Source organism: Microbacterium sp. ZW CA_36 (genome assembly GCF_044987475.1).
In the GTDB taxonomy this organism is placed as follows: domain Bacteria; phylum Actinomycetota; class Actinomycetes; order Actinomycetales; family Microbacteriaceae; genus Microbacterium.
This window is the reverse complement of record NZ_JBJDRL010000003.1, coordinates 172,248-192,190: the sequence shown is the minus strand read 5'-3', so window position 1 is coordinate 192,190 and position 19,943 is coordinate 172,248. Positions and strand designations below refer to the sequence as shown.

The window sequence follows — 19,943 nt, the reverse complement described above, 5'->3', positions numbered from 1 at the left end:
ACGCTCGACGCCCTGGCTCGCCTCATCTCGGGCGCCGCCGACGAGCGCGCCGCGGCGGCATCCCGCGACGGCGCAGGGCCGACCTCCGCCGCCTCGGCCAACTAAACTCTGACGCGATGCCTTCTTCGCCTGATCCCCGCACCACCACCGCCACCGGCGCCGACGTCCGCGTCCGGTTCTGCCCCTCGCCGACGGGACTGCCGCACGTCGGCCTGATCCGCACGGTGCTGTTCAACTGGGCGTACGCGCGCCACAACGGCGGCAAGCTGGTCTTCCGCATCGAAGACACCGACTCGGCGCGCGACAGCGAGGAGAGCTACCTGCAGCTGCTCGAGGCGCTGCGGTGGCTGAAGATCGACTGGGACGAGGGCGTCGAGGTGGGCGGACCTCACGCGCCGTACCGGCAGTCCGAGCGTCACGACATCTATCGCGAAGTCCTCGACCGCCTCATTGCGGCGGGTGCCGTCTACGAGAGCTACTCGACGGCCGAAGAGATCGACGCGCGCAACGAGGCCAACGGCCGGGCGAAGCAGCTCGGCTACGACAACTTCGACCGCGGCCTCACCGACGATCAGAAGGCGGCCTTCCGCGCCGAGGGCCGCGAGCCCGCGTGGCGTCTGCGCGTTCCCGACGAGGACCTCACCTACGTCGACCTGATCCGCGGCGAAGTGACGTTCCCCGCGGGATCGTTCCCCGACTTCGTGCTCGTGCGGGCCGGCGGCGTCCCGCTGTACCCGTTCGTGAATCCGGTCGATGACGCGCTCATGGGCATCACGCACGTCATCCGCGGCGAAGACCTGATGCCGTCGACCGCGCGCCAGCTCGCGCTGTACGAGGCGCTGGTGGATGCCGGCATCACCACGTTCATCCCGCGTTTCGCGCACATGCCTCTGGTGCTCGGCGAAGTGGGGAACAAGAAGCTCTCGAAGCGCGACCCCAAGGCCGACCTCTTCCTGCAGCGCGAGAAGGGTTTCATCCACGAGGGCCTGCTCAACTACCTCGCCCTCCTCGGCTGGTCGATCGCACACGATCGTGACGTCTTCTCGCTCGAGGAGCTCGTCGCGGCGTTCGACATCGTCGACGTGAACCCGAACCCCGCCCGCTTCGACCAGAAGAAGGCGGAGTCGATCAACGGCGACCACATCCGGATGCTGCAGCCCGCCGACTTCGCCGAGCGTCTGGTGCCGTACCTCTCGGCTGCCGGCGTGATCGACGCGAGCCCGACGCCCGCACAGGCGGCGATGCTCTCGGCAGCCGCCCCGCTCGTCCAGGAGCGGATGCAGCTGCTCGGCGACGCTCCGGGCCTGCTGGGCTTCCTCTTCACCGACGTCGTGTCGTATCAGGACGACGCCCTGGCCACTCTGCCGCCGAACGCCAACGAGGTGCTCGTCGCATCGGTCGGCGCCCTCGAGCTCGTGCCCGACACGGAGTTCACCGCCGCCGCTGTACAGGACGCCCTCGCCGGTGCGTTGATCTCGCCCGTCGAGGACGGCGGCTTGGGGCTCAAGCCGCGGATCGCGTACGGCCCCCTGCGCGTCGCGCTCAGCGGCCGTCGTGTCTCTCCGCCGCTGTTCGAGTCGATGGAGCTGCTCGGCAAGTCGGAGTCGATCCGCCGGCTCGGGGCACTGGTGGCGTTCCGGGTCGCGTAGTCGCTCAGCGTGACTCGCCCGGGATGCGCAGAGGGCGGTGTCGGTTTGGCGGAGCCGCCGAAGTCGCGTAGACTCATTCCTCGGCACGGCTTCGGCTGACAGCCTTGGGGTATGGTGTAATTGGCAACACGGAGGTTTCTGGTACCTTTGTTCTTGGTTCGAGTCCAGGTACCCCAGCCAACGAGAAAACCCCCGCTCAGCGGGGGTTTTTCGTTTCTCCGGAAGCGAACTGCGAGCTCTCAGCCGACGCCGTCGGCGAGGACGGCGTCTACGGCAGCGCAGCCCAGCGCGAGGTAATCGGGATTGTCATCGCTGTGGGCCACGAGCATGAGTGCCACGGCCGCAGCCCAGGCACGTGCGCGGATCCAGGCGTCGGCGTCATAGCGTGACTCCGTTGCCGTCACGAAGGCGGCGCGCCCGGGGGCGTCGAACGCGAGCCAGGCGATCGCGAGGTCATAGGCGGGATCGCCGGCCGTGACGTCGCCGAAGTCGATGATCCCTGCGAGAGCCCCGTTGTGCACGACCAGGTTGCCGGGGTGCATGTCGCCGTGGATCCACACCGGGGGGCGATCCCACGGCGCGGCGGACACGCCCGCGCGCCACACCTTCCGCAGGCCCTCGGTGCTCGCCGCGTCGAGCGTGCCCGCTTCCCGCAGGTGCTGCAGGCGCGCCACCACGGCGTCGGAGCGCGTCGCGAGGGGAATGCCGCGGAACGGATTGACGGGGTGGTCCTCGGGGGCGTCCGCATGGAGGGCGTCGAGTGCGTGCGCGAGCGTCGCGGCCCAGGAGCCTCGTGCGGCGGGGGACTCGTCCAGCGCGCGTTCGCCGTGGATCCAGGGGACCACGGACCATGCCCACGGATAGCCTTCCGCGGCCACGCCGTTCACGACGGGGGCGGGGACCCGCACTCCCGTCGGTGCGAGCCGCTCGGCGACACCGGGCAGCACCGCCTGCTCGTGCCGTGCCAGCGGATCGGCGAGCGCGCGACGCGGCAGTCGCACGGCGTAGGCGTCGCCCAGGCGCCACACCTCGCTGTCCCAGCCCTCGGCGGCCTTTCGGAGGGGGAGCGTCGCCGCATCCGGGATCTCATCGGCGGCCTGAGCGGCGAGCAGAGCGCGGATCAGCGCGCTGTCGATCGCGATCTCGGCGTCGGGCTTGTCGGGCACAGTACGAAGATACCCGCCGGTCTCGAGGGGGTTGTGTTTGTGTTGGAATGTGTTGTATTGTGTGGGAATCCAACGAAGGGTTGTGCAGATGTACGCGACGGAGCGCCACGAGCAGATCGAACGTCTGCTGGCTGCGCAGGGCCGGGTGAGCGTCGTCGACCTCGCCGACCGCTTCGATGTCACCACGGAGACCATCCGCCGCGACCTCGACCACCTCGAATCCGGCGGCGCACTGCGCCGCGTGCACGGGGGAGCGGTCGGGCGCGAGCGCGGGAGCACGCGCGAGCCCTCACTGGCCGAGCGACTCGAACATCACGGCACCGCCAAGGAGGCGATCGGCCGACGGGCACTGGACGCGCTCGGCCGCGACTTCTCCGGGTCGGTGTTCCTCGACGCCGGCACGACCACTGCGGCCGTCGCTTCGGCGCTCATTCCGCGCCTCGCGGGCACTCCGATCGAGGTCGTCACTCATTCGCTGACACTCGGCAACACCCTCGCCGGCGTCCCCGGTGCCTCGCTCTCCTTCGTCGGCGGGCGGATACGCGGACTCACCGCCGCCGCCGTCGGCGCCGACACCGTGCGGGCCATCGGGGGGATGCGGCCCGACGTCGCGTTCATCGGCACCAATGGAGTGTCGGCGTCGTTCGGCCTCAGCACGCCGGATCCCGACGAGGCGGCCGTGAAGCGCGCGATCGTCGCATCGGCGCGACGCGTGGTGGTCGTCGCCGACGCCGAGAAGCTCGGCGCGGAGCTGCTCGTCGGCTTCGCATCCCTGTCGGACGTGGACGTGCTCGTCACGGATGCCGCACCCGACGCCGAGCTGGCCGATGCGCTCGCGGACGCCGACGTGGAGGTCTGGCTCGCATGATCGTCACGCTGACCGCCAACCCCTCCCTCGACCGCACGGTCGTCCTGCCGGCGCCGCTGCAGGTCGGCGACGTCCAGAGCGCCGATTCGGCGCGTGAGGACGCCGGCGGCAAGGGCATCAACGTCGCCCGCGCGATCGCCGCCGCGGGTGAGGACTGCCTCGCCGTCCTGCCCCTCGCCGCGGGTGACCCGTTCGAGGCGGCGCTGCGCGAGGCCGCCCTCCGCACGCACCCGGTGCCCGTCCGTAGCCACGTCCGCGCGAACCTCGCGATCACGGATCCGGCCGGAGTCACGACGAAGCTCAACCTGCCCGGCGCCGCGCTGTCGGCCGACGAGGCGGCTGCGGTCGTCGACGCCGTGGTGAGCGCATCCGCCGGCGCCGGGTGGCTCGTGCTCGCCGGCTCGCTGCCGCCCGGTGTCGCCGACGACTTCTACGTCCGGATCACGCGCGCCGTGCGGGCCGCCCACGGTGCGGCCTCCCCGTTCATCGCCGTGGATGCCTCGGGTGCGGCACTCGCGGCCGTGGTCGCCGACGGCGCCCCCGACCTCATCAAGCCCAACGATGACGAGCTCGGCGAGCTCGCGGGCATGCCGCTCGACGGCGCCGACACCGCCGCCGTCCTCGAGGTCGCCCGATCGCTCGTGCCCGCGCGCGTGGGCGCAGCCCTCGTCACACTCGGCTCTCGCGGCGCGGTGCTGGTCACCACCGATGGTGCCTGGCTGGCGCGGCCGCCACGGATCCAGGTGCGCAGCACCGTCGGGGCGGGCGACAGCTCGCTCGCCGGCTACGTGCTCGCCGCGACGCGGGGAGCCGACCATGAGGAACGGCTGCGCCTCGCCATCCGGTACGGCGCGGCCGCGGCATCCCTCCCGGGTACGCAAGCGCCCACTCCCGCAGATCTTCCGGCGGGCGACGTGCCCGTCGCCCGTCTCGCCTAGAACCCACCCCACGACCGCAGGAGGTCACCGTGTCCGACACCATCACCCCAGGCCTGGTCAGCCTCGACGTCCCTCTGGGCGCCGACAAGTCCGACGTCATCCGCTCCCTCGCCGCACGCGTCGTCGCACAGGGTCGCGCGACCGACGCCCAAGCCCTCTTCGACGACGCCTGGGCCCGCGAGGAGAAGGACGAGACCGGGCTGCCCGGCGGCATCGCGATCCCGCACGCCAAGAGCGCGGCCGTCACGACACCCTCGCTCGCCTTCGCACGGCTGAGCCCCGGAGTCGACTTCGGCGCTCCGGACGGCGCCGCCGACCTCGTCTTCCTCATCGCGGCTCCCGCGGACGCGGCCGAGGCGCACCTGGCGGTGCTGTCGAAGCTCGCCCGCAGCCTCATGCAGGCGGACTTCACCGAGGGTCTGCGCGCAGCGACGACGGACGAGGACGTGGTCGCGATCGTGCAGACGGCGATCGGAGAGCGGGATGCCGCTGCCCCCGCGCCGGCGGCTGAGGCCCCCGCGCCCATCGCCGCGTCAGCTCAGCCTGCACCCGCGGCCGGCCTTGCCGTGGACGGACGCCCGGCCCGCATCGTCGCCGTCACGGCGTGCGCGACCGGCATCGCCCACACATTCATGGCGGCCGACGCGCTCACGGCGGCCGGAGACAAGGCGGGGATCGACCTCGTCGTCGAACCCCAGGGCTCGAGCGGCTACCAGGCGCTGCCTGCGGACGTCATCCAGGGCGCCGACGCCGTGATCTTCGCCACCGACGTGGACGTGCGCGAGCCGCAGCGATTCGCCGGCAAGCCCGTCGTCCGCTCCGGCGTCAAGCGCGGTATCGAGCAGCCCGATCAGCTCATCGCCGAGGCAGTGGCCGCGGCGAACAACCCGAACGCGACACGCGTCGGCGGTGAGGCCGCGGTCGCGACCGCCACCGCGGGCGAGAAGCTCTCGTGGGGGGCCCGCATCCAGCGCATCCTGCTCACGGGCGTGAGCTACATGATCCCCTTCGTCGCCGGCGGCGGTCTGCTCATCGCCCTCGGCTTCCTGTTCTTCGGGGACGACTACTCAGCGCCGGACAATGCGACCACGGTGATCGTCACGAACTCGCTGTGGGACTTGCCCGAAGGCGGACTCGGGATCTATCTGGGCTCGGTCGCCTTCGCGATCGGCGCCGCGTCCATGGGCTTCCTGGTCTCGGCCCTCGCGGGGTACATCTCCTTCGCGATAGCGGATCGACCGGGCATCGCCCCGGGCTTCGTCGCCGGAGCGATCGCCGTGACGATGAATGCCGGCTTCATCGGCGGCATCGTGGGTGGTCTGCTCGCGGGCGTCACCGCGTGGTGGATCGGCACGTGGCGAGTTCCCCGCTGGCTGCGCGGGCTCATGCCCGTCGCGATCATCCCGCTGCTGGCCTCCATCGTGGCCTCCGGGCTCATGGTGCTGTTCCTCGGCCGTCCGATCGCGACGCTGATGGTCTGGCTGACGGACTGGCTGAACGAGCTCGCAGGCACGTCGGGGATCATCGTCGTCGGGATCGTGCTGGGTCTGATGATGTGCGTCGACCTGGGCGGGCCGGTGAACAAGGTCGCCTACGCGTTCGCGGTGGCGGGGCTGGCCACCGCCTCTCCCGAGAACACCACGCCCTACTTGATCATGGCGGCGGTGATGGCTGCGGGAATGGTGCCGCCCCTCGCGATGGCTCTGGCATCCACGGTCCTCGCACGCGACCTCTTCCCGCCTGTCGAGAGGGAGAACGGCAAGGCCGCGTGGCTGCTGGGCGCGGCCTTCATCAGCGAGGGTGCGATCCCGTTCGCTGCCGCTGATCCGCTGCGCGTCATCCCGGCTTCGCTCGTCGGTGGCGCGGTGACCGGCGCCCTCAGCATGGCGTTCGCGGTCCAATCGCTCGCACCCCACGGCGGCATCTTCGTGTTCTTCGCCATCAACCCCGTCTGGGGCTTCCTGGTGGCGATCGCAGCCGGCACCGTCGTCAGCGCTCTCGCCGTCATCGCGCTGAAGAAATGGGTGGGTCGCAAGGAACTCGAGCAGGCGGAAGCCGCCCTACCCGTGGCGGCCTGAGGCCCTCGTCCGACAGAATCGGAATCGTCGACCGCGCAGAGGTCCGACGCAGACAGGAGAGAACCATGGCAGAACGTCAGGCCACCATCGCCAGCAGCTCAGGACTCCACGCACGCCCCGCGAAGCTCTTCGTCCAGGCTGTGCAGGCGCAGTCGGTCCCGGTGACCATCGCCGTCGAGGGCGGCGCCGACCTCAACGCCGGCAGCATCCTGTCGCTGATGGGACTCGGCGCCTCGCAGGGCACCGTCGTCACGCTGAAGGCCGACGGCGACGGCGCCGAGGAGGCCCTCGACGCACTCGTCGCGCTGCTCGAGACGGACCTCGACGCGCAGTAGGCCCCGACCGTCCGCACGGCGTCAGCGCCAGGCGGATCACCCGAGACGACGGATGCCGCAGATCGAAGCTGCTGCGGCATCCGTCGTTCGCGTTCGGCGGCCGCCGTCGGGTCAGACGTCGGTGGAGTCGCCCGGCTCGAGGTTCACGAGCTCGCCGCCGTGCTGCTCCGCGGCCCAGCCCAGGCGAAGGCGTCCGGTGTCGCGGCCCGCCACCGACAGGGTGAGGTCGTGCGTGCCGAACACGCGCCGCGGTGCGACGGCCAGCACGAAGTCCATGGCCTCGCCGATCTTGAGCCACGGCGCCCCGACGGGCGCGGCGAGCAGCTTCACCTCGCGTCCCTCGGGGACGGCGTACGAGTCGCCGGGGTAGTAGAACTCGTCGTTGACGAGCACGCCGACGTTGTCGACCACCGGCACGGACTCGTGGATGAGCGCGTGGCGGCCGCCGAAGAACTCGAGCCGGAACGGCTCGACCTCCACCACGTCGCCGGGATGCACGACCGTGATGTCGTACTCGGCGGCGGCCTTCGCCACACCCTCGGGACCGTAGACCGGGATCCCGGGGAACGTGCCGAGGATGCGGTCGAGGTGGTCGGACGTCCAGTGGTCGGCGTGCTCGTGGGTGATGACGATCGCCACCACGCTCTCGAGCTCACCGAGGGGGGCGGTGAACGACCCCGGGTCGACGACCAGCGTCTTCCCGGCGTTGAAGAGGGTCAGTGTCGCGTGCTCGAACTTCGTGACTCGCATGCGACGAGTCAAGCGCCCCGGGGGCGCGCGGGCAAGCCGCACGCGAGGTCGGCGCCGCGGCCCGTGTCGATTTGGACCGGGCATATGCGACGTGGCATAATCGAACGGTTGCCTGAACGGCCCCATCGTATAGCGGCCTAGTACGCCGCCCTCTCACGGCGGTAACGCGGGTTCGAATCCCGCTGGGGTCACCAGTCAGGCAGCAACGTCGCAGCAGCCGCTGCGGCACGCTGTACGGCCCCATCGTATAGCGGCCTAGTACGCCGCCCTCTCACGGCGGTAACGCGGGTTCGAATCCCGCTGGGGTCACAGACGAGTCGGGAAGCCCGGTCCACCAGGACCGGGCTTCCCGCGTTTGCGCTACGTGGCGTAGGGCAGCAGCACGATCAGGGCCGACACCGCACCGCACCCGAGGACGAAGACCGTCAGGAGCAGCAGGAGGCCGGCTCCCGGCAGGTCGCCGTGCGGATCCTGCAGGAGCGCGCGGTTGACGTGCGTGTGGCGTGCCCGTGCCCGTGCCCACAGCAGCACCGCGAACACCAGCCCGAGGATGCCGGGCGCGAGCAGCACCGGCTGCAGCGCCGGCGTGGGCGCGAAGGACGGCAGGACGCGGAGTGCGAGCAGCGACCCGACGCCGATCGCGAGAGCCGTGCGCCGCCACGCGAGCTCGGTGCGCTCGGGCTGCAGCCCGGGGTCGAAGAGTTGCTGAGCGCTCATGCCAGCACGACGCCGAGGAGGACGAGCACCCCGACCAGCACGATCGTGATCGCGAGCGCGGCGCTGGTCAGCGAACCGGGAAGGGGAGAGCCGGCGCGCAGTGCGCGCTCCGTGCGGCCCCACTCGAGCCAGGCGAGCACGGGGATGACCACGCCGGCGGCGATCAGGATGAGGGATGCGGTGAGACGGAGGTCCGGCTGCAGGTCCAGTCCGAGCGCCTCCAGGGCCACGCCGCCGGCGAGGAGCGCCAGCGCGGTGCGGTTCCAGGCGAGGAACGTGCGCTCGTTGGCCAGACTGAACCGTGCGTCCGGATCCGTCCCTGTGCGGTAGACCGACCGGGGGAATCTGCTGCGAGTCACCGCTCCACAGTATCGGCGGCGCGGGCCGCTGCTCAGTCACGAGGGTCGTCGACGGGCTCGGGTGCCGGCGATACGGCATCCGCTCGACTCCGGCGCCTCCCGCGCACCAGGCGCACCACACCCCAGACGACGAGTGCGGCGACCGCCGCGACGGCGAGCCAGGGCAGGAGGAAGCCGATCGCGATGACGATGCCGTTGAGCGTGGCGACGAGCCCGTTCCAGCCGGCGGCCAGTCCGTCGCCGAAGCCGGCCGGATCGGCGGTCACGGTCTCCACGTCGGGTACCACGGTGACCGAGAGAGTCGACATCGCCACCTGATCGTCGAGCATCTCCAGCTGCTGCTGGTACGACTCGAGCAGCGCCTGGCGCTCGGACAGCGCCGCTTCGGCCGCGATCAGGTCGGCGACGCTCTGCGCCTGGCCCATGAGCTCGGTGAGGCGATCGACGGACGCCTGCGCGGCGTCGATCCGCGCCTCGAGGTCGACCGTCTGCTCGGTGACGTCCTGCCGCGAGAGGTTCGTCGCCGTCACCTCGCCGACGTCGTCCAGTTCGGCGATGACGTCGGGCAGCTGATCGGCCGGTACGCGGACGGTGATCCAGGCGCCGTCGGTGGGCGACGGGTACGGCATCGTGTCGTAGACGACGCCGCCGTCGCTCGGCGTGACCGGATACACCGTGCCGTCGCTGCCGATGCTCATCGACTCGACGTAGCCACCGTGGGCGACGGCAGAGTTGGCGATGGAGCGCGTGGCCGCGTCGACCTCGTCGACGGAGACGGTGGCCGAGGCTGTCGTGATGATGTCGCGGTCCGCCGCGATCACGCCGGCCGATCTGTCGCCGGCAGCGGCGTCGGGTGCGATGGTCAGGGGTGCGGACTCGGTCGTGGTCGCCGAGTCCGACGAGCCGTCGGAGCCGGCACCCGAATCGGCGGGCGCGACCGGGGCGACGGCGGACTCGTCGGTGGCACCGCCGGCGCCGCCCACGAGCGAGCCGACGGACGGCGCGATGACCGCGGCGACCGCGATGATCGCTGCCGCGGCGCCGCCCGCGATCCACAGGCGGCCGCGTCGCGTCCGCCGCGCCGACCGGCGCCCGCGGTCCTGCGCGATGTCGGCGAAGAGCGCGTCCTCGATCTCGTCGATGCGCTCCGCGCTGAGGTCGGGGAGGGGTCCTGGGGTCCCGGATACCGGGGGCTGCGTGTTCATGTGCTCTCCTTCACGACGGTCCGCAGACGGGTGCGGATGCGGGAGAGACGGTTGCGGACGACGCCGTGTGCGACGCCGAGCTCGTCGGCGGCGGCCTGATAGGCGTACCCCTCGGTGGCGCACAGCCGGAAGATGGCGCGATCGAGTTCGCTGAGGCCGGCGACTTCGCGCAGGATCGCGTCGGCGAGCCCTTCGTCGATCACCTGCTGCTCGACGTCTACCGTGGCGGGCAGGTCCTCGGCGGCGGCCGCCGTGGTGTGCAGTCGATCGCGCCGCTGCCGGCGCACGCGGTTGGCCGACTGGAAGCGGCAGATCGTCGCCAGCCACGGCAGCAGCGAGTCGCCGGCGAGGTCGAGGCCGGGCAGCTTCCGCCAGGCGACGAGGAACGTCTCCTGGGTGACCTCCTCGGCGTCCGCGGGGTTGCCGACGAGCCCGTGCGCCAGCCAGTACACCGGGCGCACGTACGCACGGTACAGCGTGCGGAAGGCGTGCTCGCTTCCGCCCGCAGCCAGCACCACGAGCTCGGCGTCGCCGGTGGCGCCGTGCGGCAGGTCGTCGTCGGGCATCCCCATCCTCCGAATTGTCTCTCACCGTGACAGTGTCCGCACCGTCCGGATCGTCTCACCGAGGGCGGGCCCGGCAACCCGACCCTGTATTCTGTTGCGAGCGAGAGGGAGTATCCCGACACCGCGCATCCGTCATCACGGGTCCCGACAGAGCGACCCCGGGTGTGCGCCGCAGGCCGAGAGGCCGCGGGGGAGAGACTTTCGGCCCCGACCGACCCTCGTTCGCCCCTTTCGAAAGGCCCTGCATGGACCTCGAACTCCCCCTGTGGTTCGAAATCGGATCCCTCGTGATCCTCACCCTGATCCTCCTGGCGGATCTGCTGCTCATCCTGAAGCGGCCGCACATCCCGTCGACACGCGAGTCGACCCTGTGGGTCGTGTTCTATGTCACGCTCGCCCTGATCTTCGCCGGCCTCATGTGGGCGTTCGCAGGACCGGAGTACGCCGGACAATTCGTCGCCGGCTGGCTCACCGAGTACAGCCTGTCGATCGACAACCTGTTCGTGTTCGTGCTCATCATGAGTCAGTTCGCGGTGCCGCGCCGCTATCAGCAGGAGGTGCTGATGGTGGGCATCATCATCGCGCTCGTGCTGCGCGGCCTGTTCATCCTCGCCGGCGCGGCCATCATCGAGCAGTTCAGCTGGGTGTTCTACATCTTCGGAGCGTTCCTGGTGTGGACCGCGTGGCGACAGGCCTTCCCGGGCGGCGATCACGACGACGACGTCAAGCAGGAGAACTTCGTCGTGCGACTGCTGCGTCGCGGGATCGACATCAGCGACCACTACGACGGCGCGAAGCTGCGCACCGTCGTGGACGGCAAGAAGATGTGGACGCCCATGATCATCGTGTTCGCCGCGATCGGCGTCACCGATCTGCTGTTCGCCATCGACTCGATCCCGGCCATCTTCGGCATCACCACGAGCCCCTTCATCGTGTTCACGGCGAACATCTTCGCGCTCATGGGTCTGCGACAGCTCTACTTCCTGCTCGGCGACCTGCTCGACCGGCTCCGTTACCTCCACTACGGGATCGCGTTCATCCTCGCCTTCATCGGTGTCAAGCTCGTCTTCCACGCCATGCACGTCAACGAGCTCCCCTTCATCAACAACGGCGAGCACATCGAATGGGCGCCCGAGATCTCGACCTGGATGTCGCTCGGCGTCATCATCGTCGCGATGACGGTGGCGACTATCGCCAGCCTCGTCGCGTCCGCTCGCGACAAGCGCCGGGGACTTACGGATGCCGCAGCCGGCGGCACGCCCGAAGCCCACGGCTGACCCGCACGGCGCACCGTTGTCGGCGGCCCGTGGCGGTGCGATACTGCCGACATGGGGAGCGGGGGATTCCTCGCGGACGGCGCTCTCGACGCAGAGCTGACCGCCCTGAGGGCACGTGCGTATGGGGTGGACGCCGACATCGACGCCGACCCCGTAGCGGCGGCACGGCTGGCCGAACTCGAGGAGCTGCACGCGGCGTCCGTGGCGAGGGCCGTCCGTGAGTCGGGTGCCGGCGGCGCAGAACCCGGGGCGACGCAGGCCGAGACGCGCACGCCTGAGTCCGGCTCCCCCCGCGACCGCCGCTGGTGGCACCGCAGCCGCACGGGTGCCTTCCTTGCGGGCATCGCCGTGGCGGCCGCTGCGGCGGTGACCGTGGCCGGGTGGATGCTGTGGACCGGCCCGCGACCGGACGCCACGCTGCGTCCGACGGGGGCGGCGCCGAGTGAGCAGGTGCTCCGCCTCACGGATCACGCCCGTCGGCAGATGGTCACGAAGGCCACCCTCCGCGGATTCGAGCCGATCCTCGGGCTGGAGGTGTGGGAGGCACGCAGCGCCCTCGGCAACGGCTGCCTCCTCGTGTTCGAACCGGCGACCGACGATCTCCTCGCGGTGGGGTGCGTCCCGCCGCCGGCGAAGCCCGGCGTCGAGATCTACGACGTGCCGGTCGCCTGGACACAGGAGTGGACGGAGCGTTTCCCGACCGGAACCGTGGTGCGATTCGTCCTGACCGAGGACGCCGTCGACGTCTGGATCCTCGAGGGAACCTCCTGAGTCCTCACCCGCACCCCGGGGTCGCCGGGTGACGTCGGCGAGCCGATCTCGGCGGCGGCGGTGGTAGCCTGGGCTCGTGCGGATCGCTCGCCTTCTCCTTAGCGGCCGCGACGAGTCCTAGTTTCCAGGCCTCTCTCGTCGCGGAGTTCGTCGCGGGCCCCACCCCATGCGGGCACAGTCCCACAGAGGAGAACGACTAGCAATGAGCACGACCGATGCATCCGGCATTCCCGACCGCCCCCGCACCCTCGCCGAGAAGGTGTGGGACGACCACGTCGTGGTCCACGGCGAGAACGGCCAGCCGGACCTGATCTACATCGACCTGCACCTCGTGCACGAGGTCACGAGTCCCCAGGCCTTCGACGGCCTGCGCGCGGAGGGCCGGCCGGTGCGCCGTCTCGACCTGACGATCGCGACCGAGGACCACAACACCCCGACGCTCGACATCGACAAGCCGATCGCCGACCTCACCAGCCGCACGCAGATCGAGACGCTGCGTCGCAACGCGGCCGAATTCGGGGTGCGCCTGCACTCGCTCGGCGACAAGGAACAGGGGATCGTCCACGTGGTCGGTCCGCAGCTGGGCCTCACCATGCCCGGGATCACCGTCGTGTGCGGCGACAGCCACACCTCGACGCACGGCGCGTTCGGCGCGATGGCGTTCGGCATCGGCACCAGCGAGGTCGAGCACGTGCTCGCCACGCAGACCCTTCCGCTGAAGCCCTTCAAGACCATGGCGATCACGGTCGAGGGCGAGCTGAGACCCGGTGTCACAGCCAAGGACATCATCCTCGCGGTCATCGCGAAGATCGGCACCAACGGCGGCCAGGGCTACGTCCTGGAGTTCCGCGGCAGCGCCATCCGGGCGCTGTCGATGGAGGGCCGCATGACGATGTGCAACATGTCGATCGAGGCGGGAGCCCGTGCCGGCATGGTCGCCCCCGACGAGACGACGTTCGCCTACCTCGAGGGCCGGCCGCACGCGCCGAAGGGTCAGGACTGGGAGGACGCCGTCGCCTACTGGCGGACGCTGCCGAGCGACGAAGGCGCGGTCTACGACGCCGAGGTGTTCCTCGACGCGAACGAGCTCGAGCCCTTCGTCACGTGGGGCACGAACCCGGGGCAGGGCGTGTCGCTGAGCGCCGCCGTGCCTTCGCCCGATGACTTCGCCGACCCCAACGAGCGCGCCGCCGCGGAGCGAGCACTCGAGTACATGGATCTCACCCCTGGCACCCCGCTCAAGGAGGTGCCCGTCGACGCGGTGTTCATGGGCTCGTGCACCAACAGCCGCATCGAGGACCTCCGTGCGTTCGCCTCGGTCATCGATGGTCACCGCAAAGCCGACGGGGTGCGCGTCATGGTCGTGCCCGGCTCGGCTCGCGTCCGCCTCGAGGCGGAGGCCGAGGGCCTCGACAAGATCTTCCAGGAGTTCGGCGCCGAGTGGCGCTTCGCCGGCTGCTCGATGTGCCTGGGCATGAATCCGGACCAGCTGGCACCGGGGGAGCGCTGCGCCTCGACGAGCAACCGCAACTTCGAGGGCCGGCAGGGCAAGGGCGGGCGCACGCACCTGGTGTCGCCGCTGGTGGCGGCGGCCACCGCCGTCATGGGCCGCCTCGCCAGTCCGAGTGATCTTCCTGCGCCCGTCGCAGCCGCTGCCCAGGGTTCGGAGGCCTGACATGGACGCGTTCACCACGCACACCGGCATCGCCGCCCCGCTGAAGCGGTCGGCGGTCGACACCGACCAGATCATCCCCGCCGTGTACCTGAAGCGCGTCACCAAGACGGGCTTCGAGGACGCCCTGTTCGCCAGCTGGCGCCAGGACCCCGAGTTCGTCCTCAACCAGCCGGTCTACGCGGGAGCGAGCATCCTCGTCGCGGGACCCGACTTCGGCACGGGCTCGAGCCGCGAGCACGCTGTCTGGGCGCTGCGGGACTTCGGCTTCAAGGTCGTGCTGAGCCCTCGGTTCGCCGACATCTTCCGCGGCAACGCGGGCAAGCAGGGACTGGTCGCCGGCGTGATCTCGGAGGGCGACCTCGAAGCGGCGTGGGCGGCCATCGAGGCGAACCCGGGCGTCGCCATGACGGTCGACCTCGCGGCGCGCACCGCGTCGATCGGCGACCCCGCGACGAGCGCGGGCGAGCGCCTGGAATTCGCTTTCGAGATCGATGATTACACTAGGTGGCGGCTTCTCGAAGGGCTCGACGACATCGGGCTCACGCTGCGCGAACAAGACAGGATCGCGCAGTTCGAGGCTCGCCGAGAGGCGTGGCGGCCGCGGACGCTACCCGTTCCGTAAGCCAGGCCGGGCGCCCACAAGACGGGCGCCCGACCCTCAAGCCCCCTCGTGCACACCAAGTGAGGACCACCGGATGAAGCCACTTCTGAATGTCGCCGCGGGCGAGAGCACTGCCACCGAGGCGGGAGAACAGGAAGTGACCGGAGAAGTCCTTGCGATCAGGGGCGGGCGACCGCTGACCGGTCGCGTCGAGGTCAAGGGTGCGAAGAACCTCGTCACCAAGGCGATGGTCGCCGCTCTTCTCGGCGAGACGGTGAGCACGCTGCGCGATGTCCCCGACATCAGCGATGTGCACGTCGTGCGCTCGCTCCTCGAGGTGCACGGTGTGCGCGTCGACGACGGCGACGAGGAGGGCACCTTCCACTTCGACCCCAGCGGCGCCGTCTCGGCCCACTTCGAGGAGATCGACGCACACGCCGGAGCCTCGCGTATCCCGATCCTGTTCTGCGGCCCCCTGCTGCATCTGCTCGGCGAGGCACTCATCCCCGATCTCGGCGGCTGCCGCATCGGCGACCGGCCGATCAACTTCCACATGGACGCCCTGCGCGCGTTCGGCGCCGTCGTCGACAAGAGCTACGAGGGCATCCGGATCACGGCACCGAACGGCCTGCACGGCGCGAACATCGAGCTGCCCTATCCGAGCGTGGGCGCGACCGAGCAGGTGCTGCTGACCGCCGTCAAGGCCAAGGGCACCACCGAGCTGCGCAACGCCGCCATCGAGCCCGAGATCATGGATCTGATCGCGGTGCTGCAGAAGATGGGCGCGATCATCTCGTACGAGCCCAACCGCGTCATCCTCATCGAGGGCGTCGACACGCTCCAGGGCTACGACCACCGGGCGATCTTCGACCGCAACGAGGCCGCCTCCTGGGCATGCGCCGCTCTCGCCACCGACGGCGACATCTTCGTCGGCGGCGCGCGGCAGCAGGAGATGCTGACCTTCCTCAACGTCTTCCGCAAGGCCGGCGGCTGGTTCGACGTGCGCGAGGACGGCATCCAGTTCCGTCGTGACGGCGCGCTCAAGCCCGTCGTCGTCGAGACCGACGTGCACCCCGGGTTCATGACGGACTGGCAGCAGCCCCTCATCGTCGCGCTGACGCAGGCGGAGGGCACCTCGATCGTCCACGAGACGGTGTACGAGAACCGTCTGGGCTTCACCGACGCGCTCAACCAGATGGGCGCCGACATCGTCGTGCACCCGCGCGGCCTCGACGCCCCCGGCCGGCGCGTCCCACGCCGTGCGCTGGAGCAGGCCGCGGTCATCAACGGCCCGACCGCCCTCCACGGCGCGGACGTGGTCGTGCCCGACCTGCGCGGCGGCTACAGCTACGTCATCGCGGCTCTCGCGGCCGAAGGAGAGTCGATCGTGCGCAACGTCGGCATCATCCGCCGCGGCTACGAGAAGTTCCTCGCCAAGCTCGACATGCTCGGCGCCGACTTCGACGTCATCGGATAGCCCGGTGGCGACCGATCGTCGGCGCGCATCGGCCGAGAAGAGCCGCCCGAGCGTCTTCTGGCCGTTGGCGGCCATCGTGGTGCCCTTGCTCAGCCTGCTGTTCAAGCTCGAGGTCCAAGGCGCCGAGAAGCTCCCGCGCGAGGGCGCCTACGTGCTGGCGCCGAACCACGTCAGCGAGGTCGACCCGCTCGTCGTCGCCCTCGCAGTGTGGCGGAGCGGCCGGGCCCCCCGGTTCATGGCCAAGGAGAGCCTGTTCCGCGTGCCGGTGCTCGGCGCCGTGCTGCGCGCCACCGGGATGGTGCCGGTTGCACGCGCGACGTCCGCCGCCTCGGCCCGTGCGACGCTCGAAGCCTCGGAGACGCTCGTCGAGCACGGCCGGGGGGTGATCGTCTATCCCGAGGGATCGCTCACGCGCGAGCCCGACCTGTGGCCCATGCGCGGAAAGACCGGCGCCGTGCGTCTCGCGCTGGCGGGCGGCATCCCCGTCATCCCGATGGCGCACTGGGGCGCCCAGCAGGTGCTGCCCCGCTACGGCAAGCTCAAGCTGTGGCCGCTGCGCCGCCGCGTGCGGGTGATCGTCGGCGACCCCGTGGACCTGTCGGCCTACGCCGGGCGTGCGTCGTCGCAGACCGCACTCGTCGAGGCGACCGACGCCGTGATGGCCGACATCGCCGGGCTGCTCTCGCAGCTGCGCGGCGAGCCGGCGCCGCCGGAGCGCTGGAACCCGGCCGATCACGGCCAGAAGGAGACGGGGCGCCTTGAGCCGTAGGCAGGATGCCGCACGCCCGCGCGTCGCCGTCGTCGGCGCGGGCAGCTGGGGCACGACATTCGGCAAGATCCTCGCCGACGGCGGCGCCCACGTGACGATGTGGGCGCGTCGCCCGGAGCTGGCGAGCGAGATCCAGGAGGGCAAGCGCAACAGCGAGTACCTCCCCGGCATCAACCTGCCGCGCGACATGCACGCCACGCATCACCTCTCCGAGGCGCTCGAGGGCGCCGAGCAGATCTACCTCTCCATTCCCAGCCAGGCGGTGCGGCAGAACCTCAAGGCCGTCCGGCCTCTGATCGCCCAGAGCGACGCGCCGATCGTGTCGCTCATGAAGGGCGTCGAGCGACGCACGGGTCTGCGCATGAGCCAGGTGATCGAGCAGGAGCTGCACTGCGATCCCGCGCGCATCGCAGTCGCGTCGGGACCGAACCTCGCGCTCGAGATCGCACGGGAGCAGCCGACGGCGGCCGTCATCTCGTCGACCAGCCAGGAGACGGCGGAGGCCGTCGCCCGCCGTGCCCGCAACCAGTACTTCCGCACCTTCGTGAACACCGACGTCATCGGCACCGAGTTCGGCGGCGTGCTCAAGAACCTCATCGCGGTGGCCATCGGCATCGTGGACGGGGTGGGCTACGGCGAGAACACGAAGGCGTCGATCATCACGCGCGGCCTCGTCGAGATGACCGACTTCGCGGTGGCGTTCGGCGCGCAGCACGAGACGCTGCAGGGCCTCGCCGGTCTCGGCGACCTCATCGCGACGTGCCAGTCGCCGCTCAGCCGCAACAACACCGCCGGACGCCTGCTGGGCCAGGGCTACCGCTTCGACGACGTGGTCAAGCAGATGAACCAGACCGCGGAGGGGCTCGCCTCGGTCGCGCCCGTCCTGCAGCTGGCACGCGATGTGGGCGTGCAGATGCCCATCGTCGAGCAGGTCAAGATGGTGCTCGACGGGACCATGAATCCGCGCGACATCGCGCCGCATCTCACGACAGACGACGACACCCCCCAGGGCGAGAGGACGACGAATGGACAAGCCGGCGGTGGCGGTGCTCTTTGGCGGTCGATCCAGCGAGCACTCGATCAGTTCCGCAACGGCGGGCGGGGTGCTGCGGGCGATCGACCGTGACAGCTACCGCGTGATCCCCATCGGGATCACGCGCGACGGCGTCTTCGTTCTCGAGGATGACGACCCCGACAAGTTCGCGCTCGACGCCGACCGGCTTCCCGAGGTGGCCGACAACGGCACGCGCGTGGTGTGGCCCGAGGGTGGCGCCGACCGCACGCTTCGCGTCCGGCGCGCCGACGGCTCGGTGGACGAGCTCGGCCGCCTCGACGTCGTGCTCCCGATCCTGCACGGCCTCCACGGCGAGGACGGCACGGTGCAGGGCTTCTTCGACACGCTCGGCATTCCGTACGCCGGCGGGGGTGTGCTCGACTCCGCGCTGTGCATGGACAAGCACTTCATGAAGATCGTGCTCGCCGCGGCCGGTGTGCCGGTGTCACCGTCGATCACGGTCACGCGTGCCCGCTGGGAGAGCGACCCCGAGGGCGTGCGCGCGGATGCCGCGCCCCTCGGCGAGCCGACGTTCGTGAAGCCGGCCCGTGCCGGCTCGAGCGTGGGGGTGTCGAAGGTGCACGATGCCACCGAGCTCGACGACGCACTCGCGATCGCGTTCGCGGAGGACGACAAGGTGCTCATCGAGTCGGCGATCGTGGGCCGCGAGGTCGAGGTGGCGATCCTGGAGGGACGCGGCGGCGGGGCCCCGCGGGCGTCGCTGCCCGGCGAGATCGTGCTCACGACCCGCGAGTTCTACGACTTCGAGGGCAAGTACCTCGGGGGCGACGGTGCCGAGGTGGTCTGCCCCGCCGATCTCACCGACAGCGAGATCGCGGCGATCCAGGAGCTCGGCATCCGCGCCTTCCAGGCGGTCGACGGCAAGGGCCTCGCGCGCGTGGACTTCTTCCTCACGGCGGACGGCCTCTACGTCAACGAGCTCAACACGATGCCCGGCTTCACGCCGATCTCGATGTTCCCCAAGTGCTGGATCGCCTCGGGCCTCTCGTATCCGCAGCTGATCACCGAGCTCATCGACACGGCGCTCGAGCGCACGGCAGGCGCGGCGGTCGAAGCGGCCGCGCGCTGAGTCCCGGGCGGTGCGGGCGTCGGCTCGTCGAGCCGCGGCCGCGATGATCAGGGTGCCGGCGTCGCCTCGGCGCGGTCGAGGCACTCGCCGTCGACCGGCAGCACGCTCACGATCGGCGAAAGGGCGTCGAGGACGTCGCGGCTGGACGCCCCGTTGCCGTCCTCGTCGGCGGTGGTGTCGAGATAGATCTCGACGGCGGGGGTGCGGCCGAACGTCGTGATCCGGAAGCGGGGCGCATCGGAGTCGTCCACGATCCAGTCGACCCCGGCGACGCTCTGGCAGCGCAGGGTGGTCGGCCCCGGCGGCTCGACCCCGCACGTCAGCAGGACCCTTGCAGGCTCGCCCCACGCACCGGTGGCCTGTGCGTCGGTCCAGCGGCGCGGCTGCCCGCTCAGCGTGTCGGGCAGGGTGGACGTGATCTCGGCGCACTGGGGATCGTTCGCAGCCTCGGCCGGATCGAGGTCGACGGTCGACGTGCAGCCCGCGAGTGCCAGCGCGGCGACCGCGGCGAGTCCGAGGGCAGCCAGTGAGGGGAGAACACGCACCGCTCCAGGCTAACCCCGCGGAACGGTCGCCCTCGCCGCCGGCGGTAGCGTGG

General features: G+C 70.6%; 20 protein-coding genes and 3 tRNA genes. 16 read left to right on the top strand and 7 right to left on the bottom strand.

Annotated features, from left to right (window positions below):
- Positions 1–116 precede the first annotated feature (116 nt).
- On the top strand, positions 117–1,649 hold the full coding sequence (gene gltX, locus ACI3KX_RS03495; RefSeq protein ID WP_349427281.1) for a glutamate--tRNA ligase: 1,533 nt from the start codon (positions 117–119) through the stop codon (positions 1,647–1,649).
- A gap of 105 nt (positions 1,650–1,754) precedes the next feature.
- Positions 1,755–1,829, top strand: a tRNA-Gln gene (locus ACI3KX_RS03490).
- Between the two features lie 59 nt (positions 1,830–1,888).
- On the opposite strand, the gene ACI3KX_RS03485 is transcribed toward ACI3KX_RS03490, so the two are convergent.
- Entirely contained in the window at positions 1,889–2,815 is a 927-nt protein-coding gene (locus tag ACI3KX_RS03485; RefSeq protein WP_363357188.1) for an aminoglycoside phosphotransferase family protein, read from the bottom strand.
- Positions 2,816–2,903: 88 nt separating this feature from the next.
- On the opposite strand from ACI3KX_RS03485, the gene ACI3KX_RS03480 reads away from it, so the two are divergent.
- From ACI3KX_RS03480 to ACI3KX_RS03465, 4 genes are all read left to right on the top strand, one after another.
- Positions 2,904–3,683, top strand: coding sequence for a DeoR/GlpR family DNA-binding transcription regulator (locus ACI3KX_RS03480; protein WP_349427283.1), 780 nt, complete (start codon positions 2,904–2,906; stop codon positions 3,681–3,683).
- Positions 3,680–4,621 (top strand): 1-phosphofructokinase, encoded by a 942-nt coding sequence (pfkB, locus tag ACI3KX_RS03475; RefSeq protein WP_404907725.1) that lies wholly within the window; start codon positions 3,680–3,682, stop codon positions 4,619–4,621. Before ACI3KX_RS03480 ends, pfkB begins: the two co-directional genes overlap by 4 nt.
- 29 nt (positions 4,622–4,650) lie before the next feature.
- Positions 4,651–6,699, top strand: a complete 2,049-nt coding sequence (locus ACI3KX_RS03470) for a fructose-specific PTS transporter subunit EIIC (RefSeq protein ID WP_363357190.1) — start codon at positions 4,651–4,653, stop codon at positions 6,697–6,699.
- 65 nt (positions 6,700–6,764) lie between these two features.
- Positions 6,765–7,034, top strand: coding sequence for an HPr family phosphocarrier protein (locus tag ACI3KX_RS03465; RefSeq protein WP_308866973.1), 270 nt, complete (start codon positions 6,765–6,767; stop codon positions 7,032–7,034).
- A 111-nt stretch (positions 7,035–7,145) separates the two neighbouring features.
- On the opposite strand, the gene ACI3KX_RS03460 is transcribed toward ACI3KX_RS03465, so the two are convergent.
- Positions 7,146–7,784 (bottom strand): MBL fold metallo-hydrolase, encoded by a 639-nt coding sequence (locus ACI3KX_RS03460; RefSeq protein WP_349427286.1) that lies wholly within the window; start codon positions 7,782–7,784, stop codon positions 7,146–7,148.
- 118 nt (positions 7,785–7,902) lie between these two features.
- Between ACI3KX_RS03460 and ACI3KX_RS03455 the strand changes: the two genes are divergently transcribed.
- Positions 7,903–7,978: transfer RNA gene (locus ACI3KX_RS03455), tRNA-Glu, on the top strand.
- A 42-nt stretch (positions 7,979–8,020) separates the two neighbouring features.
- A tRNA-Glu gene (locus tag ACI3KX_RS03450) sits at positions 8,021–8,093 on the top strand.
- 51 nt (positions 8,094–8,144) lie between these two features.
- On the opposite strand, the gene ACI3KX_RS03445 is transcribed toward ACI3KX_RS03450, so the two are convergent.
- The 4 genes from ACI3KX_RS03445 to ACI3KX_RS03430 are packed head-to-tail and all read right to left on the bottom strand — an operon-like array spanning position 8,145 to position 10,631.
- On the bottom strand, positions 8,145–8,501 hold the full coding sequence (locus ACI3KX_RS03445; RefSeq protein ID WP_363357192.1) for a DUF202 domain-containing protein: 357 nt from the start codon (positions 8,499–8,501) through the stop codon (positions 8,145–8,147).
- Positions 8,498–8,860 carry a DUF202 domain-containing protein gene (locus tag ACI3KX_RS03440; protein ID WP_349427288.1) on the bottom strand — a complete coding sequence of 121 codons (363 nt, stop codon included), beginning with the start codon at positions 8,858–8,860 and terminating at the stop codon, positions 8,498–8,500. The genes ACI3KX_RS03445 and ACI3KX_RS03440 overlap by 4 nt, the downstream gene beginning before the upstream one ends.
- Positions 8,861–8,892: 32 nt before the next feature.
- A complete protein-coding gene (locus tag ACI3KX_RS03435) occupies positions 8,893–10,065 on the bottom strand; it encodes a DUF4349 domain-containing protein (RefSeq protein ID WP_404907721.1) in 1,173 nt (390 codons plus the stop codon).
- On the bottom strand, positions 10,062–10,631 hold the full coding sequence (locus ACI3KX_RS03430; protein ID WP_404907719.1) for an RNA polymerase sigma factor: 570 nt from the start codon (positions 10,629–10,631) through the stop codon (positions 10,062–10,064). The genes ACI3KX_RS03435 and ACI3KX_RS03430 overlap by 4 nt, the downstream gene beginning before the upstream one ends.
- A gap of 245 nt (positions 10,632–10,876) precedes the next feature.
- Here ACI3KX_RS03430 and ACI3KX_RS03425 point away from each other — a divergent pair, with 245 nt between their 5' ends.
- From ACI3KX_RS03425 to ACI3KX_RS03390, 8 genes are all read left to right on the top strand, one after another.
- Positions 10,877–11,908: a TerC family protein gene (locus tag ACI3KX_RS03425; RefSeq protein WP_363357195.1), complete on the top strand. Its 1,032-nt coding sequence runs from the start codon at positions 10,877–10,879 to the stop codon at positions 11,906–11,908.
- A 51-nt stretch (positions 11,909–11,959) separates the two neighbouring features.
- Positions 11,960–12,679, top strand: a complete 720-nt coding sequence (locus ACI3KX_RS03420) for a hypothetical protein (RefSeq protein WP_404907718.1) — start codon at positions 11,960–11,962, stop codon at positions 12,677–12,679.
- A gap of 202 nt (positions 12,680–12,881) precedes the next feature.
- A complete protein-coding gene (leuC, locus tag ACI3KX_RS03415; RefSeq protein ID WP_404907715.1) occupies positions 12,882–14,354 on the top strand; it encodes a 3-isopropylmalate dehydratase large subunit in 1,473 nt (490 codons plus the stop codon).
- A gap of 1 nt (position 14,355) precedes the next feature.
- Positions 14,356–14,976, top strand: a complete 621-nt coding sequence (gene leuD, locus ACI3KX_RS03410; RefSeq protein WP_404907713.1) for a 3-isopropylmalate dehydratase small subunit — start codon at positions 14,356–14,358, stop codon at positions 14,974–14,976.
- 73 nt (positions 14,977–15,049) lie between these two features.
- Positions 15,050–16,432, top strand: a complete 1,383-nt coding sequence (gene murA, locus ACI3KX_RS03405; protein WP_363357199.1) for a UDP-N-acetylglucosamine 1-carboxyvinyltransferase — start codon at positions 15,050–15,052, stop codon at positions 16,430–16,432.
- 4 nt (positions 16,433–16,436) lie between these two features.
- Positions 16,437–17,201 (top strand): lysophospholipid acyltransferase family protein, encoded by a 765-nt coding sequence (locus ACI3KX_RS03400; RefSeq protein WP_404907710.1) that lies wholly within the window; start codon positions 16,437–16,439, stop codon positions 17,199–17,201.
- Positions 17,191–18,327 carry an NAD(P)H-dependent glycerol-3-phosphate dehydrogenase gene (locus ACI3KX_RS03395; RefSeq protein ID WP_363357201.1) on the top strand — a complete coding sequence of 379 codons (1,137 nt, stop codon included), beginning with the start codon at positions 17,191–17,193 and terminating at the stop codon, positions 18,325–18,327. Before ACI3KX_RS03400 ends, ACI3KX_RS03395 begins: the two co-directional genes overlap by 11 nt.
- On the top strand, positions 18,227–19,345 hold the full coding sequence (locus tag ACI3KX_RS03390) for a D-alanine--D-alanine ligase family protein (RefSeq protein ID WP_404907708.1): 1,119 nt from the start codon (positions 18,227–18,229) through the stop codon (positions 19,343–19,345). Before ACI3KX_RS03395 ends, ACI3KX_RS03390 begins: the two co-directional genes overlap by 101 nt.
- 47 nt (positions 19,346–19,392) lie before the next feature.
- Here ACI3KX_RS03390 and ACI3KX_RS03385 read toward each other — a convergent pair whose 3' ends face one another.
- Positions 19,393–19,890, bottom strand: a complete 498-nt coding sequence (locus ACI3KX_RS03385) for a DUF3515 family protein (protein ID WP_404907706.1) — start codon at positions 19,888–19,890, stop codon at positions 19,393–19,395.
- Positions 19,891–19,943 lie beyond the last annotated feature (53 nt).